The organism is Marivibrio halodurans, assembly GCF_017963645.1.
GTDB classification, from domain to species: Bacteria; Pseudomonadota; Alphaproteobacteria; order UBA8366; family Aestuariispiraceae; genus Marivibrio; species Marivibrio halodurans.
Window position 1 is genome coordinate 87273 of the sequence record NZ_JAGMWN010000007.1, and the last position, 23756, is coordinate 111028.

Consider the following 23756-nt stretch of genomic DNA (forward strand, 5'->3'; position numbering starts at 1 on the left):
GCGATGTTGTTCGAACGTTTGAAGGACGCGGCGGGGCAGGCCTGGGAGGTCTATACCCGCCATCCCTTCGTGCTCCAACTGGGGGAAGGTACGCTGCCGGAGTCGGCCTTCCGCCAATATCTGATCCAGGATTATCATTTCCTGATCCATTTCGCGCGCGCCTATGCGCTCGCCGGTTACAAGGCGGGCGGGATCGAGGATCTGCGCCGCGCGAAGTCGGGGATGGTGGCGATTCTGGATACGGAACTCGGTCTGCATGTGGACTATTGCGCCAAATGGGGGATATCCGAAGCGGATATCATCGCCGCGCCGGAAGCGGAGCCCTGCCTAGCCTATACCCGCTATGTGCTGGAACGCGGAATGGCGGGGACGCTGCTCGACCTGCATGTGGCGCTGGCTCCCTGCATGCTGGGGTACGAGGAGATCGCGCGCTGGTTGCTTGATCAACCCTGGCTGGATCGGGAGGACAATCCCTATGCGGCCTGGATCGCGATGTATTCCAGTGCCGATTACCGCGAGGCGGCGGCGGAGGAGCGCGGCTATCTCGACCGGTTGGCGGCGCGCGAGAACATCTCCGACGCGCGTATGGCCGACCTTGGCCGAACCTTCACGGAAGCCACGCGGCTGGAAGCGCGATTCTGGCAGATGGGATTCGATCTGGCCTCGACGGAGGCGGACCGGGTGTAGGCGGACCAGTGTAGGCGGGGCGCCTCAGGCCAGCCGCTTGAGGAAGCTTTCCGGCAATTGGAAACCGCGCGCCACCTCGAACAGCGAGGCGACGACGGGCGGCGGCGGGTCGCGGTCATAGGCGACGAGGCCGATATCGTGCGCGACCGTCGGGTTCACCAGCGGTATCGCGCGGATTCCACTGCCGCCGTCCAGCACCATCAGGAAATGTTCCGGCAGGATGCTGGCGACGCCGTGAATCCTGATGTGGGAATAGAGACTGACGACGGAATTCGATTCGATCACCGGGCTGGGGTGGCATTTCAAATCGGCGAAGACCTTGTCGACGATTCGCCGGTTCTGCATGTCTGGCGTCAGCAGGCCGAGGGGGTAGTCGGCTGTCTCCATCCAATCCACCTCCGTGCGCTCGGCCAGGGGGTGGTCGTGGCGGACGAAGAGCCGGAAATGCTCCTTGTAAAGCGGCGCGGTCAGGGCCCGGCCCACGGGCTCGTTGTCGAGATAGGTAACGCCCGCGTCGAGCGAGAAATCGTCGATATTGCGCAGGATCTCCCGCGATGCCTGGGACAGGATCGAGAAAGTGATGCCGGGGAAGCGCTGCCGGACCGCCTCCGTCAGGATGGAAACCGACGGCAGCGCGGAGGGGATGACGCCGAGCGCGATCCGACCCGTCAATTCCCCCTTCATCGCCTCCAGGTCCTGGGTCATGGCGGACTGGTTCTCCAGGATCGCATGGGCCCATTTCAGGATGCGCTCGCCCTCCGGCGTCAGCCCCTCGAAGCGCTGGCCGCGCTTGACGATGGCCACGCCCAATTCCTGCTCCAACTGACGGATTCGCCCGGAGAGTGTCGGCTGGGTCACGCGGCAGGCCTGTGCCGCGCGGGTGAAATGCCGCTCATGGGCCAGGGCGACGAGATATTGAAGCTGCCGGATATCCATCGGGTATCATGATGCCTTGTGCTGGGGGCTTCGGGCACCATCGCCCAGGCGTGGCGATTGCTCTAGCCGGCTCGCGCCTCGGATCGGGGGCCGGTCCGCGCCACCGCGCGCCACCAGCCCACCACAGCCGCGCGGTCGAGCGGCAATTCGGTCCCCATGCCGCCGTGAAATGCCTGCCAGGGCTGACGGTAATCCTCGCGCACCGCGACCAGCAGCGGGATCTCCAACGCCGCCGCGCGCTCGAAGACACCGCGCAAGCCTTGCGATTCCGCCTCCGCCCGTCCGAAACGGTTTATGATCAGCAGATCGGTTCGCGCGTCGATACCGGCTTCGAGCCGCGCGGCGATCTCCGTTATGGCATGGGGGTCGAGCTTGCAGCCGCGCGCGCCGCCGCCGCGGAACTGCAGGATCGGAATCTCCCAGGCACCGTTGATCTCGCGCGCGATCAGGGCGTTGCGCCCGCCTCCCGGCCGGGGGTGCCGGCGTTGCACGACGCCGCCGAGACGCGCGCCTTCCGCCGCCGCCAAGGCCCGGATTTCCTCAAGGATATCGTCGACCGGCTCGCGCATCCGGTAAATGAGCCCCGCGAGCGAAGGAGGGGCGGCGGGTGATGCCGTCATGCGGTTATCTCCAGTGCTCTCTTCTGGCTGGTCCGATACTATAGGCGACCGATCGTCCCGGCCATCTCTCCATAGGATGGTTCTCTGATTTAAACACACGCTTGCGGGCGATGCATTTCAGGCGCATTTTACGTAGCATGGCGTCATGAAAGAACGCGAATAAACAAGAACACATAAAAATGAGTCGAATAGGGATGAAACATGACGGGTGGCAACGAGACCGTCTTCTCAAGATGGTCACGACGTAAACACCAGTCGCGCCGATCCGAAACGCCCGTCGAGGATCGTGGATCGGAATCGGAGCGGGTGGAAGAGGGGCGCTCGACACGGTGCGTCGATGCGCGGCGCGCGCGCTCTTCATCTCTCTCCGAGGGGCGCGCGAGCGTTTCCGATGAGGCGGAAGAACTGATCGAGGACGTCGCGCCGGAGGCGGACGCCGATCCGGAAATGCTGTCCGAGGAGGATCTTCCGGACATCGACTCGCTGACCTACGAGTCGGACTTCTCCATGTTCCTTCAAAATAACGTGCCCGGTCATCTCCACCGTTTGGCGATGCGGAAGCTTTGGCGCACCGACCCGGTGCTGGCCAATGTCGACGGGCTCAACGACTACGATCTCGATTACACGATCGAGGAGGCGATGGATGTCGCCCGCCAGTCGGCGGAGGATCTGGCGCGTGGGTCCAAACGCCTGAATGTTTCGGAGGAGCGCGCGCGCGAGCGCGAGGAGAAGCGCAAGGAACGCCAGCAGCGCGCCGGGGAGGGCCGGGGGGAGGGCCGGGCGGAGCCCGCGCGGCAATCCGATGCCGGAACGGACGGGAAGCCCGATCCGTCGCCCATGCCGGAGCCCGGCGAAGCCACAGAAGCCACAATGGAATCGGTCGCGGAGCAGGACGCGTCCGGGGAGGAACGCGGCCGGGGGTAGCGATCGCTCGGGTTCACGGCGCGACGCGCGGCAGGGCGCGTCCGGGATGGGAACCGGCACATCGAAAGAACGAGGGATAACCATGATATCGAGTGGCATCGGAAGCGAGGTGCGGCAAGCGGACCGGGAGTACGAGGCCCCGTCCGAACCGCGCGGGATTTCGGCGGAGGAGGCCGGTCGGGCGGATGTCTATCGCCTGCTGGCCCTGCTGCTCGAAGGGCCGCCGAACGAGGAGTTGCGCGCCTTGCTGATCGGGGTGGCGGACGACGGCAGCGACCTCGGCGTGGCCTTGGCCCGAGTGGCCGACGCCGTTCGTGGGCAGGACCCGGCATGGACGCGCGATGCGTTCGGACGCCTCTTCGTCGGCGCGCCGGCGGCCAAATTGATGCCCTATGGCTCACACTACAAGAGCGGTCAGCTTTATGGTCGCGATCTCGCGGAATTGCGCATGGACCTCGCCCGTCTCGGCATCGCGCGGGCGAAGGATGCGACGGAGCCGGAGGACCATATCACTTCGCTCTTCGAGATCATGTCGGGTCTGCTGACCGGGGCCTTCGGTGCCGCGCCGCTCGACATCGCGGAGCAGTCGGCCTTTTTCGCCAAGCATGTCCAGCCCTGGACGCCGCGCTTCTTCCGCGACATGGAGGCGGCGGCCGAGGATGAATTCTACCATGCGGTCGCCCGGTTCGGCGGCGCCTTCGTCGCGCTGGAGGTCGAGGCCTTCGACCTGCCCTGAGGGGCGGGCCTCAAGCGGGGACGGCTGGCATTTCGGTCGGGCCCCTCTCGCCTCATGCGTTTTTCGTTTCGGTCTTGCGCGGGGCCGTGGTACCTTTAAGTGCGTTTTTATGCGAAAAACGTTTTTCGTGGGTTAAGTGAGACGCGAAACGCCTGGATGGGCGCGGCGTCGATAAGGCACAGCCCCGAAAAGACCGGCTTCGCGACGCGGGTACGCCCGCCCGCGCCACGGTCCCCAGAGGGAGAGACGGAGAAACGATCATGAAGACGAGGGATACGGAACGGAACCCGGTGCGCCGGCGCGACGTGTTGAAGTTCGGGGCGTTCGGCGGCGCGGCCGCCGTGGCTTCCGTCGCGTTCACGGGCGAGGGGGAGGCGGCTTCCGCCGAGGAGGCGCCGGCCAAGGGCAAGGGCAGCTATGTCGAGACCGCGCATATCAGCGCCTACTACAACTCGACCCGCTTCTGATCTGCCCGATTCCACTATGAACGGCCCTGTTCGGGAGGAAACGACATGCTGAGAAAAATATCGAACACGGCGACGGGCCGCGCGGGTTTCGCCGCGCGCTCGGCGTTCGCCCAGGCCGACGGCATCAGCCGGCGCAGCTTCCTGCAACGCTCCGGCGTGGCGGCGGCGGGTCTGGGACTTGCTTCGGTGCCCCTGCGCACGGTGCGCAAGGCGGATGCCGCGACGACGGAAGCGACCGCCGGCGAGGTTTCGACGAAAACCTCGATCTGCACCTTCTGCGCCGTCGGTTGCACGGTGAAGGCGGAGGTTCAGGGCGGCGTCTGGGTCGGTCAGGAGCCGGCCTTCGACAGCCCGATCAATGTCGGCGCGCATTGCGCCAAGGGCGCGGCCATCCGCGACGAGGCGATCGGGGAGCGCCGGTTGCGTACGCCGCTCAAGCTCGTCGATGGCAAGTGGCAGAAGGTTTCCTGGGAAGACGCGATCAACGAGATCGGCGACCAGATGCTCAAGATCCGGGAGGAGTCGGGGCCGGATTCGGTCTATTGGCTCGGCTCGGCCAAGACCTCGAACGAGCAGTGCTATCTCTACCGCAAGTTCGCGGCCTTCTGGGGATCGAACAATATCGATCACCAGGCGCGCATCTGTCATTCCAGCACGGTCGCCGGCGTCGCCAACACCTGGGGCTACGGCGCGATGACCAACAGCTTCAACGATATGCATAACAGCCGGGCGATCATCACCTTCGGCGGCAACCCCGCCGAGGCGCACCCGGTCTCCATGCTGCATATCCTGAAGGCGAAGGAGGAGAACGACGCCCCCTTCATCGTGGTCGATCCGCGTTTCACCCGCACGGCCGCGCACAGCACCGAGCATGTCCAGCCGCGTCCCGGCACGGACATCGCGGTGATCTGGGGCATCCTCTATCACATCTTCGATAACGGCTGGGAGGATAAGGAATATATCAACAGCCGCGTCTGGGGCATGGAACATGTCCGCGAGGAGGTGATGCGCTGGACGCCGGAGGAGGTCGAGCGCGTCTCGGGCGTGCCGGGTTCCCAGTTGAAGCGCGTCGCGCGCACGCTGGCCAGCAACAAGCCGGTCTGCCTGACCTGGACGCTGGGCATGACCCAGCACACGATCGGCAACAACAATACGCGCGCCATGCCGATCCTGCAGCTCGCGCTCGGCAATATCGGTCAGTCCGGCGGCGGCACCAATATCTTCCGCGGTCACGACAACGTGCAGGGCGGCACCGACATGGGCGTGCTCTGCGACACCCTGCCGGCCTATTACGGCCTTTCCGAAGGGGCGTGGAAGCACTGGTCCCGCGTCTGGGACGTGGACTACGCCTATCTGGAAAAGCGCTTCGCCAGCAAGGACCTGATGCAGGCGGCCGGCACGCCGGTCTCCCGCTGGTACGAACTGGTGGTGATGGACAAGTCCGAGATCGACCAGCCGGACAACATGCGCGCGATGGTCTTCTGGGGGCATTCGGTCAACTCGCTGACCCGCCTGAAGGCACAGCAGGAGGCTTTCGCCAAGCTGGACCTTCTGGTGATCGTCGACCCCTACACGCCGCTATCGGCGCTGATGGGCAGCCGGCAGAACAACACCTATCTGCTGCCCGCCTCCTCGCAGTTCGAGACCGAGGGGTCGATCACGGCCTCCAACCGCTCGATCCAATGGCGCGAGAAGGTCGTGGAGCCGCTGTTCGAATCCAAGCCCGACCACGTGATCATGCATATGTTCGCGAAGAAGTTCGGCTTCGACGGCGAGATGTTCAAGCACATCAAGGTCGAGAACGGCGAGCCCTCCATCGAGGACATCACGCGCGAGATCAACAAGGGCACCTGGACGATCGGCTATACCGGCCAGTCGCCGGAGCGCTTGAAGGAGCATATGAAGTACCAGCACACCTTCGACAAGACCACCTTGCGCGCCAATGGCGGTCCGCTCGACGGTGAATATTACGGCCTGCCCTGGCCGTGCTGGGGCACGCCGGAGATGGCGCATCCGGGCTCGCCCAATCTCTATGATCCGTCGGTCCCGGTGGCCGAGGGTGGCATGGGCTTCCGGGCGCGTTACGGCGTCGAGGCGCCGGCGGATTGGGGCGGCGGCGATCTGCTGGCCGGCGGCGACGAGGAGGGTGTCTCCTATCCCGTCGGGTCGGAGATCAAGGCCGGCTATCCCGAATTCACCATGGCGATGCTGAAGAAGCTCGGCTGGGACACGGATCTCAGCGCGGAGGAGATGGACGTCATCGCCAAGGTTGGCGGCAACGATATCGATGCCGTCAACTGGAAGACGGACATCTCGGGCGGTATCCAGCGGGTCGCGGTCAAGCATGGCTGCGCGCCCTACGGTAACGCCCGGGCGCGAACGGTGGTCTGGACCTTCCCGGATCCGATTCCGGTTCACCGGGAGCCGCTCTATACCCCGCGGCGCGATCTGGTGGCCGACTATCCGACCTACGCCGATACAAGGCGGTTCCGTCTGCCGGTCAAGTACGCGAGCATCCAGGAACAGGATTTCTCGGCGGACTTCCCGCTGGTCCTAAGCTCCGGCTGTCTCGTGGAGCACGAGGGCGGCGGCGCCAAATCCTTCGCCAACCCTTGGCTGGCGGAGTTGCAGCAGCACATGTTCGCCCAGGTCAATCCCTATGACGCCAACAATATCGGCGTTCAGGATGGCGGCATGATCTTCCTCGACAGCCCCGAGGGCGGGTCGATCCGCATCCAGGCCCGGGTCACCGAATCCGTGGCCAAGGGCAATGTGTGGATCCCGTACCACTTCCTCGGCAAGTTCGAGGGCGAGGATCTCCAGGGGCTCATGCCGGACGGAACCGGTCCGTTCGTCACCGGGGAATCCGGCAACATCGCCATGACCTACGGCTATGACTCGGTCACCAACATCCAAGAAAACAAGGTGACCATCTGCCGGATCCGGGCGGCATAAGGGAGGACTGACCAATGGCACGAATGAAGTTCCTGTGCGACGCGGAGCGGTGCATTGAGTGCAACGCGTGCGTTACGGCGTGCAAGAACGAGCATGAGGTACCCTGGGGGATCAACCGCCGTCGTGTCGTGACGATCAACGACGGGGAGCCTGGGGAGCGGTCGATCTCGGTCGCGTGCATGCATTGCTCGGACGCGCCGTGCATGGCGGTGTGTCCGGTGGATTGCTTCTACCAGACGGAGGAAGGGGTCGTTCTTCACTCGAAGGATCTGTGCATCGGGTGCGGCTACTGCTTCTACGCCTGTCCGTTCGGGGCGCCGCAATATCCGCAGGCGGGCAATTTCGGCAGCCGGGGCAAGATGGACAAATGTACCTTCTGCTCGGGCGGCCCGGAGGAGAACCATTCCCAGGCGGAGTTCCAGAAGTACGGGCGCAACCGTCTGGCCGAGGGCAAGCTTCCGCTGTGCGCGGAGATGTGCTCGACCAAGGCGTTGCTGGCGGGCGACGGGGACATGATCTCCGACATCTACCGCGAGCGCGTCGTGGCCCGCGGCTTCGGCTCCGGCGCCTGGGGGTGGGGGTCCGCCTACGAGAAATCCGGGTCCTGACGAAACGGACGGCGCCGGGCGCGGGGCGATGACATCGCCTCGGCCCGGTGCCGGTCGTTCGTCCGATCAACCTTTCTCGCCGGATCCATTCCCGGCGCCCACGCGCGGCCGGCCACGCCATTCCACGCCATCGGAGGACGAGAAGCCACATGCGATCGATGAGGAATACGGCCGGGCGAAACACGGTCGAGAATAAGTCGGCGGAGAACAAGTCCACGCGGATCAGGGCGGCCGGCGCGCGTTCCGGTGGAATAGGTCTCGCGGGCGCGATTCTGTTAAGCGGAGCCCTCGGACTCGCCGGGTGCCGCGAGGCGGAACAGGATCGGCCGCTGGACTACGATCCGGGTACCTATCAAGGGCAGCAGGATCAAACGCTCTCGAAGGAGACGTTGGATCAATTGCGCGAGCGCGCGCAGCGCGGCCATTCGCTTTAGCGACGGGGGTGAGAAAATGCGAGGGATCATGCCATTCAGTCGCGTCGTGAGCACGCTTCCGGGCCGTTCGGGCGGGATCGTTCTCGCCATGCTGCTCGCTCTCGCGGCGTTCGCGGGGCCGATGGTCGGGCCGGCCGTGGCGCAGGAGGCCGCCGCCCAGGCGCAACCTCAGCCCGGACCGGAGGAGGCCGTGGGCGGCACCGTTCCGGGCGCCGCGCTGGGCACGACCAGCGATGCCGATTTCTGGCGTCAGATCCGGCGCGGGGTTAGCGGTGTCTCGCAACAGACGCATCAGGCCGGCGGCCGGTTGATTCAGTCGAGTGGCGACAACTGGCGTGCCGTGCGCAACGGCCCGGTCTCGCGCTATGGCGTTTGGTTGCTGATCGGCGCGGTGGCCTTGCTGGCGGTATTCTTCGCGCTGCGTGGGCGCATCCGGATCGAGCACGGCCCCGCCGGCACGACGATCGAGCGGTTCGCCCCGATCGAGCGGGTGGCCCATTGGCTGACCGCCGGTTCCTTCGTGATCCTGGCGATTACCGGGCTCAACCTGCTCTATGGGCGCTATGTCCTGCCGCCGGTGATCGGCAAGGAAGCCTTCGCGGCGATCACGCTCGCCGGAAAATGGGCCCATAACTGGGTCGCTTTCGCCTTCATGGTGGGGCTGGTGATGATCTTCGTTCTCTGGGTCGTGCACAACATCCCGAGCCGCGTCGATCTCAAATGGTTCGCGCAGGGCGGTGGGCTCTTCTCCAAGGGCGTGCATCCGCCGGCCCGGAAATTCAACGGCGGACAGAAGATCGTCTTCTGGGCCACCATCCTGGGTGGAGCCTCGCTCAGCCTGTCCGGCTGGGCATTGCTCGACCCCTTCACCACGACGATGTTCGCCGATACCTTCGCGGCGTTGAACCTCGTCGGCTTCTCGCTCCCGACCGACCTCAGCCCGATGGACGAGCAGCAGCTCGCCCAGATATGGCATACCGTGGTGGCGCTGGTGATGATCGGCATCATCCTTGCCCATATCTATATCGGGTCGATCGGCATGGAGGGGGCCTTCGCCGCCATGGGAAGCGGTCAGGTCGACCTCAACTGGGCACGCGAGCACCATAGCCTCTGGGTCGACGAGGTGCTGGAAAAGGAGCGCGACCGGCAACATGGGCACGCCCAACCGGCCGAATAGCGGGGTGGTCCATCACCGATAGGCGGGCGCGGCGTGGCGGTTATTCCACCACACGCTCACGGTGGGTGAAGACCTCGAACCCGTCGTTCCGGGCAAGGGCGACGAGGGTGATGCCCGCGCGCTCCGCCGTGCGCACGGCAAGCGCGGTCGGCGCGGAAACCGCGACCAGAACCGCTGCCCCCAGGACCGAGGCTTTCTGCACCATCTCCACCGATACGCGGCTCGTCAGCAGCAGCACACCCGGCGGGTCCCGTCGCTCCGCGCGGTAAACGGCGCCGACCAGCTTATCCAGCGCGTTATGGCGGCCGACATCCTCGCGCACCGCGACCATCCCCTCGCCGGGGCGCCAATAGCCCGCGGCGTGGACGGCCCGGGTTTCGGCATGCAGTGTCTGGGCGGGGAACAATTCCGCCTGCGCGGCGATCAACTCGGCGCCCGTGAAACGGCCTTCGCCGTCGACGATGCGGTCGGTTTCATAGGTCGCTTCCTGCAGGCTTTCGATCCCGCATAGTCCGCATCCGGTCGGCCCGGCGATACGCCGCCGCCGGTCGCGGAAGCCGGCCGAGGCATCCTCATCCAGCCAGATCCGCACATCGATTCCTTCATCGAAATGCGCGACCTCGATTTCCTTGATCTGATCGGGCGTGGTGATCTGCCGCTCGGTCAGGCTGAATCCGTGGGCATAATCCTCAAGGTCGCGCGGCGTCGCCATCATGACGGCATGGGTCGTGCCGTTATAGGTCAAGGCGACGGCCGTCTCCTCCGGGATGCAGCGGCGCCCCGGGCCCGCGGCCGCGCGCTCGCGCCATGTCAGCGTATCGACCGTGAGGGATGTGCCCCGCATGTCCATCTGTCCTTCGATTCCCCGCGACCGGGCCAAGGCGTGCCGACCGGGGGTAGGCCCAACGCCCCGATGATAGCGTGCGTTTCCAAGGCTGAACATGGGCCGTCACGGGGGATGCGCAACCCTGTTCCCGTCCGGATGGATTATACCAAATCTTGTTGATCGCGCCTCATGTGGATCGCGTTCGGCTTTCCCTTGAACGGACGGAGGTGGGCAGGAAGGGCGCGCCCCTCCCGGGCCCTCGAACGGCGTCGCCCGCGCCTCTCGATGCCCCGCATCGCCATGGTACGCGCGCCCAGCCGAGAACCCGGGAGGGACGTCCCCATGGGTCGTGATCAACAAGATTTGGTATTATTCGTCGAGGAGGCCCGCATTGCCGTTGAAATGGACGGTGCCGAACCCGCCGATCTCGTAGCCGGTCAGGCGCTTCGCCCGCTCCTTGAATTCCACCGTCCGGGCGAAGGCGATGAGCCGCTGGGCCGGCGGTTCGAACCATTCCCGATGCCAGATCAGAAGATCGAAGCGTTCCTTGGTGACCGGGATGAAGGGCAGGGCGAATTGTCGCGCGACGCAACGCAGGCCGAAGGCGACGTCCGCCTCCTCCTCCCGCACGCGCAGGACGGCGTCCTGTTCGCTGCGCGAGGGTTTCAGGAAGATGCAGTCGTCGGCGTCGACCCCGTGCCGGGCCATCTCCCGATCGAACAGGATGCGGCTGCCGGCGCCTTCCTGACGGATGGCGATCCGCCGCCCCCGGATGTCGGAGAACTCCCGGATCGTCTGGCGGTCTTCCTCGCGCATGATGAGGCCGCGATCGCGCCATGCCCATTCGATCAGGGCCACGCCGTGGTTCTCGAACCGCCCCGTCACCGATGGTCCGTTCCAACGGGCGTCCGCGTTTCCAGCCGTGCCGCCGGCCGCCCCGCTATTGGCCGCATCGGGGATATGGACGCCCGCGATCACGCCTTCCGCGTTGGCGAAACGCTCGACGCCGTCGCGGCTGCCGTCGAGGAAGGTGGCGAGGCCGGAGTTCGATTCCCGTATCGCCCATTCGAGCAACGGGTCGTGGCTGCCGAGCAACACATTGGGCGGCGCCGCTCGACGCCGCACCTCGGCATTGTTGCCGTGGCTCTCCAGCCAATGGTGGATGGCCTCGCGGTTGAACAGCCATTTTCCGAAGGCGCGCGTTCCGGGGATCTCGCCCGACGCGGCCATGTCGTAGATCTTGCGCTCCTGAACGTGGAGCAGGGCGGCGACCTGCTTCGTCGTCAGGAAGATGTCCGACAGGTCGTCGTCCTTCGATCGATCGAGCAGGGCCTTTGAGCGCATTGCCGTGTGGTCCGGACGTGGAACGGTGTCGCCCTACCTACCCCCTCGCCCCACGAACGGCAAGACGGCGCGCCCGCGCGGGCAGTCCCGGTCGGAGGCGGAAATCCGCGCGGGCGGTGGCCGCCGGCTCAGAGCTTCGCCAGCACCGCTTCGGCGGAGGAGACGGAGAAATCGCCCGGCTCCTCGACCGCGAGATAGGTCACCGTGCCGTCCTCGACGATCATGGCGAAGCGCTGGCCGCGCATGCCGAGGCCGCGTTCGATCAGATCGAGTTCGAGGCCGAGCGCGGTGGTGAACTTCGCCGAGCCGTCGGCCAGCATGTCGACCTTGCCGCCCGCGCCCTGATCCTTTGCCCAGGCGCCCATCACGAAGGGATCGTTGACCGACAGGCAGGCGACGGCATCCACGCCCTTCGCCTTGATCGCGTCGATATTCCCGATGAAGCCGGGCAGGTGCTTGGCCGAGCAGGTCGGCGTGAAGGCGCCGGGGACGGAGAAGACGACAACCTTCTTGCCCGCGAAATACTTCGCGGGGTCCACGGGCTCCGGCCCGTCCGCGCCCATCGTCATAAGCCCGACGGCCGGAATCTTATCGCCTACTTGAATGGCCATGGCAGTTCGTCTCCCTCGTCTTTCCTGTCGTTGCGGACGGCGGACCGCCGCCGCGTCGCGATGCGGAAGGCATAATGGGTGCGCCCCCGGGCAAAGTCCAGGGACGCCACTTCCCCCGGCGGGCGGCCATTATTACCGTCCGGCCAGCAGGGGATCGGCGCCGGCGGCGGCCGCCGCCTCCAGCACGTCCGTCTCGCTCAACAATTCCGGCAGCGTCACGCCCGAGGGCGCGTCGGGGCCGTAGACCGCGTTGAAGGGGATGCCGTAGCGCCCGAAGCTCGCCAGATAGTCGGCGATCGCCGGGTCGGGACGGGTCCAGTCCGCGCGCATGGCCACGACCTCCGGGCCGGAAAGCCACTCGGCGACCGTCCCGCGCTCCACCACCGTCTTCTTGTTCCATTGGCAGGTGACGCACCAGTCGGCGGTAACGTCGACGAAGACCGTGCGCCCGGCCGCGACATGGTCGGCGATCGCGGCGCGGTCGAAGGCGATCCATTCGATGCGGTCGTCACCGGCGCCGTCCGCCTGGCCCGCGGTCGCCGGCATGTCGCCGCGCACCCCGTGCCCTATGGTTAGCGGATAGATGACCGTCAGGAAGGCCAACACCGCCGACAACGGCCAGGCGAAACGGGCGAGGCGCGATCCCTGCACCCGCTTCGCGCCCAGCACGATGCCGGCCAGCCCGGCCATCATGCCGATGGCGGCGGCCGATTCCGCGCCGATCGTCATCCGCAGGATGTCGAGCAGCCAGAGCGCCGTGCCGACCAGCGCCAGCGCCAGCACCCGCCGCAACCAGATCATCCAGGGGCCGGGCCGGGGCAGCAGACGGGCGATTCCCGGCATGGCCGCCACCGCCAGATAGGGCGCGGCCAATCCGATGCCGAGCGTGAGGAAAACGGCCAGGATTTCCTCCGCCCCCCGGCTCAAGGCGAAGCCCACGGCCGTGCCCAGGAATGGCGCGGAACAGGGCGTGGCCAAAAGCGTCGCGAAGGCGCCGGTCACGAAATCCCCGGAATAGCCGCGACCTTGCCCCGCCCGGGCCGCGTGGTCGGTGACCGCGCCGGGCAGGCGGAATTCGAACAGGCCCAGAAGATTGCAGGTGAACAGCACCAGCAACGCCACCATGAAGGCAAGGAAGACCGGTTGCTGGAACTGGATTCCCCACCCCACCGTCAACCCCGCCGTCTTGACCGCGATCGCGGCCACGGCGAGCACCAGGAAGGAGACGATAATGCCCGCGGCCGAGGCAAGGAATCCGAAGCGAACCTCCTGCCGCGTGGCGCCGGATTTCGATACCGCGCCCATCAGCTTGAGCGACAGCACCGGCAGCACGCAGGGCATGAGGTTGAGGATCAACCCGCCGATCAGCGCGAAACCGATCACGGTCCAAAAGCCGAGCGATGGGGGGGGCACCGCCGACGCCTCTCCGCTCGTCGGCTCGATCGCATCCAGGAAGCGTTCGCCGGGGGAGGCTTCCTCGCCGCCCGGCGTCGGGGTCAGCACCGCTTCCACCGCCCGGGCGCCGTCGATCAGGGTCAGGGTAAGCGGTTGGTCGGCAAGCGCCTCCGCCGTCGCACCGCCGCCTGGGATGCTCAGGCGCGCACCGTGACCGCCGGGGTCGATCCGGGTGTCCGCGCGGCCGAACCAACTTCCCGCCGGCCCCTCGACCAGCAATTCCATCGGGGTGTCGTCGAAATCGGTCGTGGAACGCGCCGCGACGCGCAGCGTCAATGCCGGCCGGTGCGGTCCCTGGACGGTGTCCCCGGTGGGCGTGGCCGGGGCGATGCGCGCCGATTCGATGGAAAGGCCGCCGGGCGTATCCGCCGCGCCGCCGCGTTGCTTGACCGGGACGGCCGCGCGGTACTTGTCGATCAGATGCGCGCCGGGCGTCCCATGCGCGGCGCCGGCCGGCAGGTCGATCGACAGGGCCGCGTCGTAGGGGATGCAGATGTCCTTGCAGGTCAGGTAATTGACCGTCCCGGCAAGACGCACGGCCTCCCCCGGGCGTTCCGGCGTCAGGGTGATCGGCAGGACCACCTCGTCGCCATAACCGAAGGTCTGCATCTCGAAGATGGTGAAGCGTTCCGGCGCGGGCCAGGCGATTTCCGTCGCCGCGACATTGCGGCTGTCGCTCCAATCCGGGCGCGGCGGGAAACCGGCGTCACCCGGGCTGCGCCAATAGATCTTCCAGCCGGGCTGAAGCTGGAATTCCAGGCCGAGCTTCAAGGTCTCGCCCTCGCCCACCTTGTCGACGGCGGCGATCAGCCGAACCGACCCCTGGTCCGTATCGAACCAGGGGCCCGTGCCGTCCGTGCCCTGGGCCCGCGCGTCCGGGATCGCGAGGGTAAGCAGCGCGACCAGGGCCGCAAGGACCGGAAGCAGCCCGCGGCGTGGCGCGGAACCGGAGAGGCGATGGCGTGTCATGGCGTCATTCATCTTCCCGGGAACGGAGGAGATCAACCCCATTCCCCTATCGTCTTGCCTACCTATATAGGGGAAAGCACCGGCGGGCGCCCCGATCCGGATGATCAAATTCGTGCGACCGCTGGTCGCGCGGATAGTCGGGGGGTGTCCGCGCTGGCTTGCATCGCCGAGAAACTGTTAGACTCCCGATACCCGTTCCAGGAAGAGGTCACGGATTTCATGGCAAGCTCCGCCAAGACCCATTCCGGTTATCTTACCGGCCAGCTTCTGGTCGCGATGCCGGCGATGACCGATCCGCGCTTTCAACGCGCCGTCATCTATATGTGCCTGCACAACGCGGAAGGGGCGATGGGGTTGGTGATCAACCGCTTGGTGGATTCCCTGACCTTCGACGAGTTGCTGGAGCAACTCGACCTCGGCCGGTCCGATACGCATGAGGAAATCCGCGTCCATTTCGGCGGGCCGGTGGAGAGCGGGCGGGGCTTCGTCCTGCATTCGACCGACTATCAGCAGGATGCGACGGTGGATATGGAGAACGGGATCGGTCTGACCGCGACCATAGATATCCTGCGCGATATCGCGCGCGGCTCCGGCCCGCAGGCGCAGTTGCTGGCGCTCGGCTATGCCGGATGGGGGCCGGGGCAACTCGACAGCGAAATCCAGGAGAATGCCTGGCTGCATGTCCCGGCGGAGCCGAGCCTGGTCTTCAACGACCGGTTGGACGAGAAATGGGATCAGGCGATCGCGCGCCTCGGCTTCGACCCGTCGCTGCTGTCCTCCGATGCCGGGCGGGCGTGATCGGGGCCGGCGCGCGTGGCGTCTATCCCGGCGCCACGATCCAATAGACCGTCACCACCAATAAGGCCGCCATCGCGCGGTTGAACCACAGGCGCCGGTTACCCTCCGCCAGGAAGCGGCCGATCGCGATGCCGAACAGGGTCCATGTCGCGACGCAGGCAAGGCTGATCGGCCCGTGGATCGCCAGCATCATTCCGACATCGACCGCGAGATCCAAGGTGCCGCCCGCCGGGTCCGGCGCCATGAAGCTCGCCGGCATGGTGAGCGCCATCGCCCAGGCCTTGGGGTTCAGCCACTGGAAAAGGGAGGCTTCGAGAAAGGTGAGCGGCTTCCCCCGCCCATCGCTTTTCGCCGGCGCCGCCGTGGCGATTCGGTAGGCGAGATAGAGCAGATAGGCACCGCCCGCGACGCGCAATATGTCATGGAGCGTCGGCATCTCGCGAATGACCGCGCCGAGACCGGCCGACACGACCGTCAGCATGAACATGAAGCCCAGCACCACGCCCATCAGATGCGGCAGCGTCCGCCGCCAGCCGAAATTGGCACCGGACGCGGCCAGCATGAGGTTGTTCGGGCCGGGCGTGATCGAGCCCGCGAACGAGAAGCTCGCGAGTGGCAGATAGGCGACGGACATTGCGCGGATCCTTTCGGGACCGACAGCGCGCGGACGAACCGACGCTATCGCGCCACCCGTTAAGGGTCAACGTGACTGACATATTCTGGGAGCGCCTTGGGAGGGTATATTCTTCGGCGGAAGGGGGGGGTAGGCGTCAATCCTCGCCAAGGAGGTTGCCGCGCACCGTGATCAGATGGGCACGCATGGCGGCACGCGCGCGCTCCCCATCATGATCGCGGATGGCGGCGACCAGATCGCTGTGTTGCGTGTCATAGCGCGCCCGGGTCTCGGCGGTGACGCTGCGTTTCTTGAGCTGATACCAGGCCGGTTCGTCCCGCACAGCGTTTATCGCGAGGCAATAGTCGATCAAGACCCCGTTTCGCGCCGCCTCGAAGACGGCGAGATGGAGCTTCGCGTCCCAATATTCGAATTCGGCAAGACCGCGCGCGGATAAGCTGTTCCGCAGTGCCTCGGAAAGCCGTGCGATTTCCTCCGCGTTGGCGCGGGTGGCGGCCAGGGCGGCGACCTGCGGTTCGATGATGAGGCGGACCTCCATCAGGTCGGCGGGGGAAGCCTCCCGCATGTGGCGGCCGGTCGCGAGACGACCGAGACCGGCGATCCCGGGGGCCGTCGCCTCGCGCACGAAGGTTCCCTGACCGACTCGCCGTTCCAGCAGCCCTTCGGCCGTCAGCCGGTCGAGTGCTTGGCGCAACGTGTTGCGCGCGACCCCGCATTCTTCCGCGAGCGCTCGTTCGGTCGGCAGTTGCGTGCCGGCGGGCCATTCCCCGCCATGCAGCTTGCCGAGCAGACCTTCATAGATGCCGGCGGCAGCGCGGCCCAGGACGATTTTATTCATGGGCTCCTCTTTTCAATGAACCAATACTGAACCATTCGCGTTCCATGTGCAATCCTTTAGGCGGCCATCTCGAATGGAATTGACAATGATTAGGATTTAGAGCACAGTTCCGGTGCGCCAGGGTGAACCAATTGGTTTATTTTTGGTTCAAAGGTTGGAACCAAGGTCGTCATTTCCAATCCGCGTGGACCGGATTTCCACACGGGGTCGGGATGGTCGGCGGCCCGTTCCGGCGGACCGGCAATAAGAATATGAGGCGGGGAGACGATGCGCTATATCCTTTTCGAGCGGCTGGAAGGCCGTGATTCGGCGCCGGCGCTTGGCCGCATCGCGACGGGGGCCTCGGAGATTGAGGTCTTCGACCTGCCGGCGGTCGAGGCCGCGCGTGGCGTGCTGGCCCTGATCGATCGGGAGCATGCCGGCGACCCGGCGCCGCTTTCCGGGGAGCGGGTGATGATCGACGCGGTTCGTCCGCTCGCTCCGGTTCCGCGTCCGGCACGTAATATCTTCTGCGTCGGCAAGAACTATTTCGATCATGCGGAGGAGTTCGCGGGGAGCGGTTTCGATTCCAGCGCCGCCCAGGGCGCGGTGCCGAAGGCGCCGATCGTCTTCTCCAAATTGCCGGAATGCGTGACGCCCTTCGACGCGCCGATACCCGTGGACGCCGACATAACGACCGCGATCGACTATGAGGCGGAATTGGCCGTCATCATCGGCAAGGGCGGGCGCGGTATCGCCAAGGCCGAGGCTCTCGGCCATGTCTGGGGCTATACCATCGTAAACGACGTGACGGCCCGCGATCTTCAGGGCAAGCACAGCCAATGGCTGATCGGCAAGTCGCAGGACGGCTTCTGCCCGATGGGCCCGGTCGCCTTGGCGGCCGATGCCTTCGACCTGGAGACGGCGCGTATCCGGTGCTGGGTCAATGACGAGTTGCGTCAGGATGCGACCATGCAGCAACTCATTTTCGATATCCCGACGCTGATCGAGACCATCAGCCGGGGCATCACCCTGATGCCGGGCGATGTGATCGCGACCGGCACCCCGGCCGGCGTGGGCATCGGGTTCAAGCCGCCGAAATATCTCGCCCCTGGGGATAGCGTGCGGATCGAGGTGGACGGTATCGGTGTTCTGGAGAACCCGGTTGTCGCCTACCGCGCGGCCGAGAACGCGGCCTGACGGATATCGTCGGGAAACCGGATCAAGGGACGGGTTGGATCGATATGGCGCGTACGCACAAGATCAACGGCGTGACAGTGGAGATGGAAGGCGAGGGGCCGGCCGTCGTGATGCTTCACGGCCTGGGGGGCACCTCCAACACGTGGGTGCCGCAAGCTGCGGCTCTTTCGGGCCGGGCCCGGGTTATCCGCCCCGATTTGCCGGGTTCCGGCCGGTCGCCGCTCTCGGCGATCGGGACGGACCTCTCGATCGACGCGCTCGCGGATTGCGTGCTCTCGATCATGGGGGTGTTGAATGCGCCGCGCGCCCATCTGGTTGGTCATTCCATGGGCACGGTCATTTGTCAGCGGATCGCGGAGGTCCGGCCGGAGGCGGTGGAGAGTCTCGCCCTCTTCGGGCCGATCCATGCTCCGCCCGACGCGGCGCGCAAGGGGTTGAAGGATCGCGCGGGGAAGGCGCGGCGCGAAGGCATGGCGGAGATATCGGATGCCATCGTGGCCGGCGGGACCGCCGCTTACAGCAAGACGGACCGCCCGGCGGCCATCGCCTTCGTGCGGGAATCGGTGATGCGGCAGGACCCGGCGGGCTATGCCGCGACATGTGAGGCGTTGGCCGGGGCCAAGGGCGCCGATCTGGCGCGCATCGACGTGCCGGTCCTGTTGCGCACGGGCGACGAGGACGCGATCGCCCCGCCGGCGGCGCAGCAGCGCATGGCGGATGCCTTTCCAGCGGCGGACGCGGCGGTCTTCTCCCGCTGCGGCCATTGGACGACGATCGAGTGCGCGGCCGAGTCGAGCCGGGCGTTGAGCGATTTCCTGGCACGAATGACATGACGGCCCGCGCGGCGGGCGCGGCAGCGGAAATTCGGGACGGCGCGCGGTTAAAATAAAGAGGCGCCGCCCGGTAGGGAGGAAAACATGGCGGACACGCTTTTCACCAACGTTCGGATTCTGGACGGAACCGGCGACCAGCCCTATCCGGGCGAGGTTCTCGTCCAAGGTGCGCGCATCAAGCAGGTAAGCCGTGGCGGACGATCCGTCGGCGGCCATGCCCAGACGGTGATCGACGGCGCCGGTGCCACCCTGATGCCGGGGATGGTCGAGGCGCATTGCCACCTGTCCTGGAACAACCAGCCGAGCCTGGACGCGATCCAGATGATGCCGACGGAGGAGCACACGCTCTTCACCGCCGACATGGCCGGGTTGCTGATCGACGCGGGCTTCACCTCCGCGGTCGGCGCGGCCTCGGCCAAGCCGCGCCTCGACGTGGTTATCCGCAACGCGATCAAATCAGGGCAGATCGCCGGGCCGCGCTACCTCGCCGGTAGTCAGGAAATCGCGACCGTCGGTGGCCTTGGCGACACGTCGCCGCCGCACCTCGACTTCCCGGAACTGTCCTTCGGCCATCTCGTCTCCGGCCCGGAGGAGATGCGCGCGGCCGTGCGCCAGTTCATCAAGTATGGCGTCGATCTCATCAAGTTGAACCTTTCCGGCGAGGAGATCGCCGGCGTCGGCGCGGAGGAAACCCCGATGTCCGACGAGGAGGTCGCGATGGCAGTCTCCGAGGCGAAGCGCCGGGGCAAGCGGGTCGCCGCGCATGCGCGATCCTCCGAATCCGTCAAGATGTGCATCCGCCATGGGATCGAACTGATCTATCATGCCTCCTTCGCCGACGAGGAGGCGCTCGACATGCTGGAGGCGGCGAAGGACAAGCATTTCGTCGCCCCCGGCCTCGCCTGGCTGATCAAGACGGCGACGGAGGCCGCCGACTACGGCGTCGATCCGAACGGTCCGATGGGCATGATGTACGCCCGAGAGCGCGATATCGCCATCGAAACGATGAGAAAGATGCATAAGCGCGGTATCCGGGTCCTGCCGGGCGGCGATTATGGCTTCGCCTGGATCCCGCACGGCACCAATGCCCAGGATCTGGAATATCTCGTCGACAAGGTGGGGATGACGCCGATGGAGGCGATCCTGTCCACCACCAAGCATGGCGGCGCGATCATGGGCATGCCGGGCGAGCTGGGCCAGATCCGGGAAGGTTATCTGGCCGACCTGCTGCTGGTGGACGGCGACCCGCTTTCCAATATCCGGCTGCTTCAGGACAAGCGGCGCATCCTGGCGGTGATGAAGGACGGCAGCTTCCACCGCGCGCCCCAGGCGTCCTCGCAGAGCCGCCAGACGCGCTGGGCCGGCTAAAGAGGTCCGGTAACACGGGCGAAGCACGGGAGTCGGACCGGAGACGGCATGAAGCTCTTCATCCTGACATTCATGAACGGATTGACGCTGGCGGCGCTTTATTTCCTGGTGGCCAGCGGCTTCACGCTCGTCTTCGGCCTGATGCGCAACGTCAATCTGGCGCATGGCTCGCTCTATCTGGCGGGCGCCTATATCGGCTATACGATCGCGGATGCGACGGGCAGTTGGTATCTCGGCGTCGTGGCGGGCTTCGTTTCCATGGCGCTCGCCGGGGTGTTGCTGCAGATCCTGGTCTTCCAGCGGATGGAGGGACAGGACCTGCGCCAGACGCTGGTGACGATCGGCATCTCGATCGTGCTCGCCGACCTGATGCTGGCGATCTGGTCGGGCACGACCTATCAGTTCTCGCCGCCGGAATGGCTCTTCGGCGCGACGGAACTGCCTTATATCCTTGGCTATCGCTCCAGCGGAGAGGCGGTCTATCTGAAATATCCCACCTATCGTATCGCGTTGCTGGTGGCGGCGATCGCGATCGGGGTGGCGCTCTGGCTTTTCCTTAACAAGACGCGGGTCGGCACGATGATCCGCGCCGGCGTCGACGATCGCGCGATGCTGGCGGCGACCGGCGTCAACGTTCATCTGATCTTCGTCGTCGTCTTCGCGCTCGGCGCGGGGCTCGCGGGGCTTGCCGGGGTGATCGGCGGCACGGCGCTTTCCATCGCGCCGGGCGAGGACGTGCGCTATCTGCTGGCTTCCCTCGTCGTCGTCATCGTCGGCGGCATGGGCAGCGTCACGGGCGCGGCCATCGGGGCCCTGCTGATCGGGTTGGCGGAGCAGTTCGGTCTCGTCTATTCGCCGACCTACGGCGTCGTCTACACCTTCCTGATCATGGTCGTGGCGCTCGCCGTCCGGCCGCAGGGCATCATGGGGAAACGGGCATGAGCGCGGCCGACGACACAAGCCGCGCGGGAGGACGCGAGGCGGCCGTGCCCCCGTCGGTGGTGGGCTATATCCTGCTCGGCACCTTCCTGCTGACCTATCCGGCCTATGCCAGCGATTTCTTCCTGTTCCAGGTCGCGGCCTATGCGATGATCCTGGGTATTATCGCGCTGTCGCTCACCTTCCTCGCCGGCTATGGCGGCATGGTCAGTCTGGCGCAGATGACGATCGCGGGGCTTGCCGGCTATCTAGTGGCGATCTTCGGGGCGACGTCGGCGACGGAATTCGGCCTCGGTTGGCCCTGGTGGCTGGTGGTGCCGCTGGCCATCGGTCTCGCGACGCTGGCCAGCGCGCTGATCGGCGCAATCTCGGTCCGGACCGAGGGCATCTATACCATCATGATCACGCTGGCGATCGCGGTCGCTTTCTTCTACTTCACGCGCCAGAATTACGACCTCTTCAACGGTTTCAACGGCTTCGCGGGGATCGCGCCGCCGATGCTCTTCGGGGTCGATTGGCGCACCCCTCTGCCTTTCTATTATCTGACGCTCGGCGTTTCGGTCGCGGCCTATGTCTTCGTCCTCTACATATCCCGCTCGACCTTCGGGCTCAGCCTCCAGGCGGTGCGGGACAATGCGCGCCGGATGGAGGCGCTGGGCTTCAACGTCACCGGCCATCGCATCTTTGCCTGGGTGATCGCGGGCGCGATCGCGGGCGTCGGTGGCGTGCTGGCCGTGTGGTTCAACGGGCGGATATCGCCGGGCACGATCTCGGTCGGGCCCGTCATCGACATTCTGGTGATCGCGGTGATCGGCGGGCTGCGCCGCCCGATCGGCCCTTTCCTCGGCGCGATCGTCTTCGTGCTTTTGGAGAACTTCGCCATCGATCTGATCGACCGGGAGCGGTTCAATACCGTGATCGGCTTGTCTTTCCTGGCGATCGTCCTGTTCTCGCCGGACGGTCTCCTCGGTTTGTGGGACCGGCTGAAGGGCCGTCTCGCCCAGACACGACCGCCGCTCTCGTGACAGGAGCGCCCCGCGAACGGGCGGCGGACAAAAAGAATGGGTGCTCGCGGCCGGGGATGGTCCCTGGCTGGCCAAGAGAAGAAAGCGGACGGCGCGAGGCCGGTCCGCGCAGAAGGGAGGAAGCAACCATGCGGTTATTGAAACGCACGATGCTCGGGCTGACGCTCGCGGCGTCGGTGGGCATGACGGCGGGGCCGGCGGCAGCCCAGGACACGATCAAGATGGGGGCGCTCGCCACCCTGGAAGGCGCCTTCACGGTGATGGGCGAGGACGGCCTGCGGGGCGTGAAGCTCGCTCTGGAGGAAGTCGGCTACGAGGTCGGGGGCAAGAAGATCGAACTGATCGAGGGCTCCTCCGATGCGTCGCCGGACAGCGCCGTGCGCGCCGCGCGCAAGCTGGTCGAGCAGGATGGCGTGGAGGTCCTGATCGGCCCGCTCTCCGGCTCGGAAGGGCTGGCGGTCAAGGACTATGCCAAGACGCAGCCGGACGTGACGTTCCTCAACGGCTCCTCGGCGGCGCAGGACACGACGCTGCGCGACCCGGCGGAGAACTTCTTCCGCTTCTCGACCGACGGCGCGCAGTGGATGGCCGGTCTGGGCGAATATGCCTATGAGGAGAAGGGCTATCGCAACGTCGTCGTCATCGCCGAGGATTATTCCTTCCCCTATACCCAGGTGCAGGGCTTCATGCTGCCCTTCTGCGAATTGGGCGGTAAGGTCGTCGACAAGCACTGGGTGCCGATCGGCAACAAGGACTATTCCTCGATCATCGCGGCGCTTCCGTTCGACATCGATGCGATCTATGTCGCGCTGGGCGGTGCCGATGCGATCAACTTCCTGTCGCAGTACCAGCAGGCCGGCGGCGAAGCGCCGTTGATCGGCGGGTCGATCACGGTCGACCAAACGGTGCTGGGCTCCAAGGGGCAGCGCGCCGACTATGTCGCGGGCACGCCGTCCGCCGGGCCGATCGCCGATAACTGGGACGATCCGCGTTGGCAGAAGTTCGTCGCGGCCTATAAGGAGCAGTTCCCGGACGGCTTCCCCTCGCCTTCGCTGTTCGCGCATGCCTATTACGTGAACACCAAGGCGGCGGTGTTGGCGCTTGAAGAGGTCGGCGGCGATCTGTCCGACGGCGGCGCGAAGTATCGCGAGGTGCTCTCGACCCTCGAATTCGAGACGCCGACCGGCATGGTCAAGCTCGACGAGAACCGCAACGCCATCGCCGACATCTTCCTGACGGAAGTCGCGAAGGGCGATGACGGGCTCTACAACAAGGTCGTGAAGGTCATCCACGACGTGAACCAGACGCTCGGTGTTCCGCGCGAGGAGTTCATGTCCTATGGCCCGGTCGGCCGCGACAATCCCGATTGTTCGTAAGCGCTAGACGGGTTTCG

Annotated in this window: 23 protein-coding genes; 15 read left to right on the plus strand and 8 right to left on the minus strand. The window is 66.0% G+C overall.

Going from position 1 to position 23756, the window contains the following annotated elements:
• Window positions 1-3: 3 nt before the first annotated feature.
• Window positions 4-687: a thiaminase II gene (tenA, locus tag KAJ83_RS15015; RefSeq protein ID WP_210682914.1), complete on the plus strand. Its 684-nt coding sequence runs from the start codon at window positions 4-6 to the stop codon at window positions 685-687.
• 24 nt (window positions 688-711) lie between these two features.
• On the opposite strand, the gene KAJ83_RS15020 is transcribed toward tenA, so the two are convergent.
• Window positions 712-1623 carry a LysR family transcriptional regulator gene (locus KAJ83_RS15020; RefSeq protein WP_210682915.1) on the minus strand — a complete coding sequence of 304 codons (912 nt, stop codon included), beginning with the start codon at window positions 1621-1623 and terminating at the stop codon, window positions 712-714.
• A 62-nt stretch (window positions 1624-1685) separates the two neighbouring features.
• Entirely contained in the window at window positions 1686-2243 is a 558-nt protein-coding gene (locus KAJ83_RS15025) for a DUF2478 domain-containing protein (protein WP_210682916.1), read from the minus strand.
• 201 nt (window positions 2244-2444) lie between these two features.
• On the opposite strand from KAJ83_RS15025, the gene KAJ83_RS15030 reads away from it, so the two are divergent.
• From KAJ83_RS15030 to KAJ83_RS15060, 7 genes are all read left to right on the plus strand, one after another.
• On the plus strand, window positions 2445-3167 hold the full coding sequence (locus KAJ83_RS15030) for a DUF3306 domain-containing protein (protein WP_210682917.1): 723 nt from the start codon (window positions 2445-2447) through the stop codon (window positions 3165-3167).
• Window positions 3168-3249: 82 nt separating this feature from the next.
• Window positions 3250-3903: a TorD/DmsD family molecular chaperone gene (locus KAJ83_RS15035; RefSeq protein WP_210682918.1), complete on the plus strand. Its 654-nt coding sequence runs from the start codon at window positions 3250-3252 to the stop codon at window positions 3901-3903.
• Between the two features lie 260 nt (window positions 3904-4163).
• Window positions 4164-4370, plus strand: coding sequence for a hypothetical protein (locus KAJ83_RS15040; protein WP_210682919.1), 207 nt, complete (start codon window positions 4164-4166; stop codon window positions 4368-4370).
• A gap of 45 nt (window positions 4371-4415) precedes the next feature.
• Window positions 4416-7325, plus strand: a complete 2910-nt coding sequence (locus KAJ83_RS15045; RefSeq protein WP_210682920.1) for a molybdopterin-dependent oxidoreductase — start codon at window positions 4416-4418, stop codon at window positions 7323-7325.
• A 14-nt stretch (window positions 7326-7339) separates the two neighbouring features.
• A complete protein-coding gene (gene fdh3B, locus KAJ83_RS15050; protein WP_210680966.1) occupies window positions 7340-7933 on the plus strand; it encodes a formate dehydrogenase FDH3 subunit beta in 594 nt (197 codons plus the stop codon).
• A 149-nt stretch (window positions 7934-8082) separates the two neighbouring features.
• A complete protein-coding gene (locus KAJ83_RS15055) occupies window positions 8083-8367 on the plus strand; it encodes a hypothetical protein (protein ID WP_210682921.1) in 285 nt (94 codons plus the stop codon).
• A 28-nt stretch (window positions 8368-8395) separates the two neighbouring features.
• Entirely contained in the window at window positions 8396-9544 is a 1149-nt protein-coding gene (locus KAJ83_RS15060; protein ID WP_246484673.1) for a formate dehydrogenase subunit gamma, read from the plus strand.
• A gap of 40 nt (window positions 9545-9584) precedes the next feature.
• On the opposite strand, the gene fdhD is transcribed toward KAJ83_RS15060, so the two are convergent.
• The 4 genes from fdhD to KAJ83_RS15080 form a co-directional block, all read right to left on the minus strand.
• The gene (fdhD, locus tag KAJ83_RS15065) at window positions 9585-10388 is read right to left on the minus strand and encodes a formate dehydrogenase accessory sulfurtransferase FdhD (RefSeq protein WP_210682922.1); all 804 of its coding nucleotides are present in this window, start codon (window positions 10386-10388) and stop codon (window positions 9585-9587) included.
• 351 nt (window positions 10389-10739) lie between these two features.
• Window positions 10740-11714 carry a helix-turn-helix transcriptional regulator gene (locus tag KAJ83_RS15070; protein WP_210682923.1) on the minus strand — a complete coding sequence of 325 codons (975 nt, stop codon included), beginning with the start codon at window positions 11712-11714 and terminating at the stop codon, window positions 10740-10742.
• Window positions 11715-11842: 128 nt separating this feature from the next.
• A complete protein-coding gene (locus KAJ83_RS15075) occupies window positions 11843-12325 on the minus strand; it encodes a peroxiredoxin (protein WP_210682924.1) in 483 nt (160 codons plus the stop codon).
• A 132-nt stretch (window positions 12326-12457) separates the two neighbouring features.
• Window positions 12458-14749, minus strand: coding sequence for a protein-disulfide reductase DsbD family protein (locus KAJ83_RS15080; protein ID WP_210682925.1), 2292 nt, complete (start codon window positions 14747-14749; stop codon window positions 12458-12460).
• Between the two features lie 219 nt (window positions 14750-14968).
• Here KAJ83_RS15080 and KAJ83_RS15085 point away from each other — a divergent pair, with 219 nt between their 5' ends.
• On the plus strand, window positions 14969-15547 hold the full coding sequence (locus KAJ83_RS15085) for a YqgE/AlgH family protein (RefSeq protein ID WP_210682926.1): 579 nt from the start codon (window positions 14969-14971) through the stop codon (window positions 15545-15547).
• Window positions 15548-15569: 22 nt separating this feature from the next.
• Here KAJ83_RS15085 and KAJ83_RS15090 read toward each other — a convergent pair whose 3' ends face one another.
• On the minus strand, window positions 15570-16181 hold the full coding sequence (locus KAJ83_RS15090; protein ID WP_210682927.1) for a LysE family translocator: 612 nt from the start codon (window positions 16179-16181) through the stop codon (window positions 15570-15572).
• Window positions 16182-16317: 136 nt separating this feature from the next.
• The gene (locus KAJ83_RS15095) at window positions 16318-17019 is read right to left on the minus strand and encodes a FadR/GntR family transcriptional regulator (RefSeq protein WP_210682928.1); all 702 of its coding nucleotides are present in this window, start codon (window positions 17017-17019) and stop codon (window positions 16318-16320) included.
• A 267-nt stretch (window positions 17020-17286) separates the two neighbouring features.
• Here KAJ83_RS15095 and KAJ83_RS15100 point away from each other — a divergent pair, with 267 nt between their 5' ends.
• From KAJ83_RS15100 to KAJ83_RS15125, 6 genes are all read left to right on the plus strand, one after another.
• Window positions 17287-18198 (plus strand): fumarylacetoacetate hydrolase family protein, encoded by a 912-nt coding sequence (locus KAJ83_RS15100; RefSeq protein WP_210682929.1) that lies wholly within the window; start codon window positions 17287-17289, stop codon window positions 18196-18198.
• A gap of 44 nt (window positions 18199-18242) precedes the next feature.
• Window positions 18243-19031, plus strand: a complete 789-nt coding sequence (locus KAJ83_RS15105) for an alpha/beta fold hydrolase (RefSeq protein WP_210682930.1) — start codon at window positions 18243-18245, stop codon at window positions 19029-19031.
• 84 nt (window positions 19032-19115) lie between these two features.
• Window positions 19116-20399, plus strand: coding sequence for a metal-dependent hydrolase family protein (locus KAJ83_RS15110; protein ID WP_210682931.1), 1284 nt, complete (start codon window positions 19116-19118; stop codon window positions 20397-20399).
• 48 nt (window positions 20400-20447) lie between these two features.
• Window positions 20448-21341 carry a branched-chain amino acid ABC transporter permease gene (locus KAJ83_RS15115; protein ID WP_210682932.1) on the plus strand — a complete coding sequence of 298 codons (894 nt, stop codon included), beginning with the start codon at window positions 20448-20450 and terminating at the stop codon, window positions 21339-21341.
• Complete coding sequence (locus KAJ83_RS15120; RefSeq protein ID WP_210682933.1) at window positions 21338-22363, plus strand: branched-chain amino acid ABC transporter permease; 1026 nt, start codon at window positions 21338-21340, stop codon at window positions 22361-22363. Before KAJ83_RS15115 ends, KAJ83_RS15120 begins: the two co-directional genes overlap by 4 nt.
• Before the next feature lie 128 nt (window positions 22364-22491).
• Window positions 22492-23739, plus strand: a complete 1248-nt coding sequence (locus KAJ83_RS15125) for an ABC transporter substrate-binding protein (RefSeq protein WP_210682934.1) — start codon at window positions 22492-22494, stop codon at window positions 23737-23739.
• The last annotated feature ends 17 nt before the right edge of the window (window positions 23740-23756 follow it).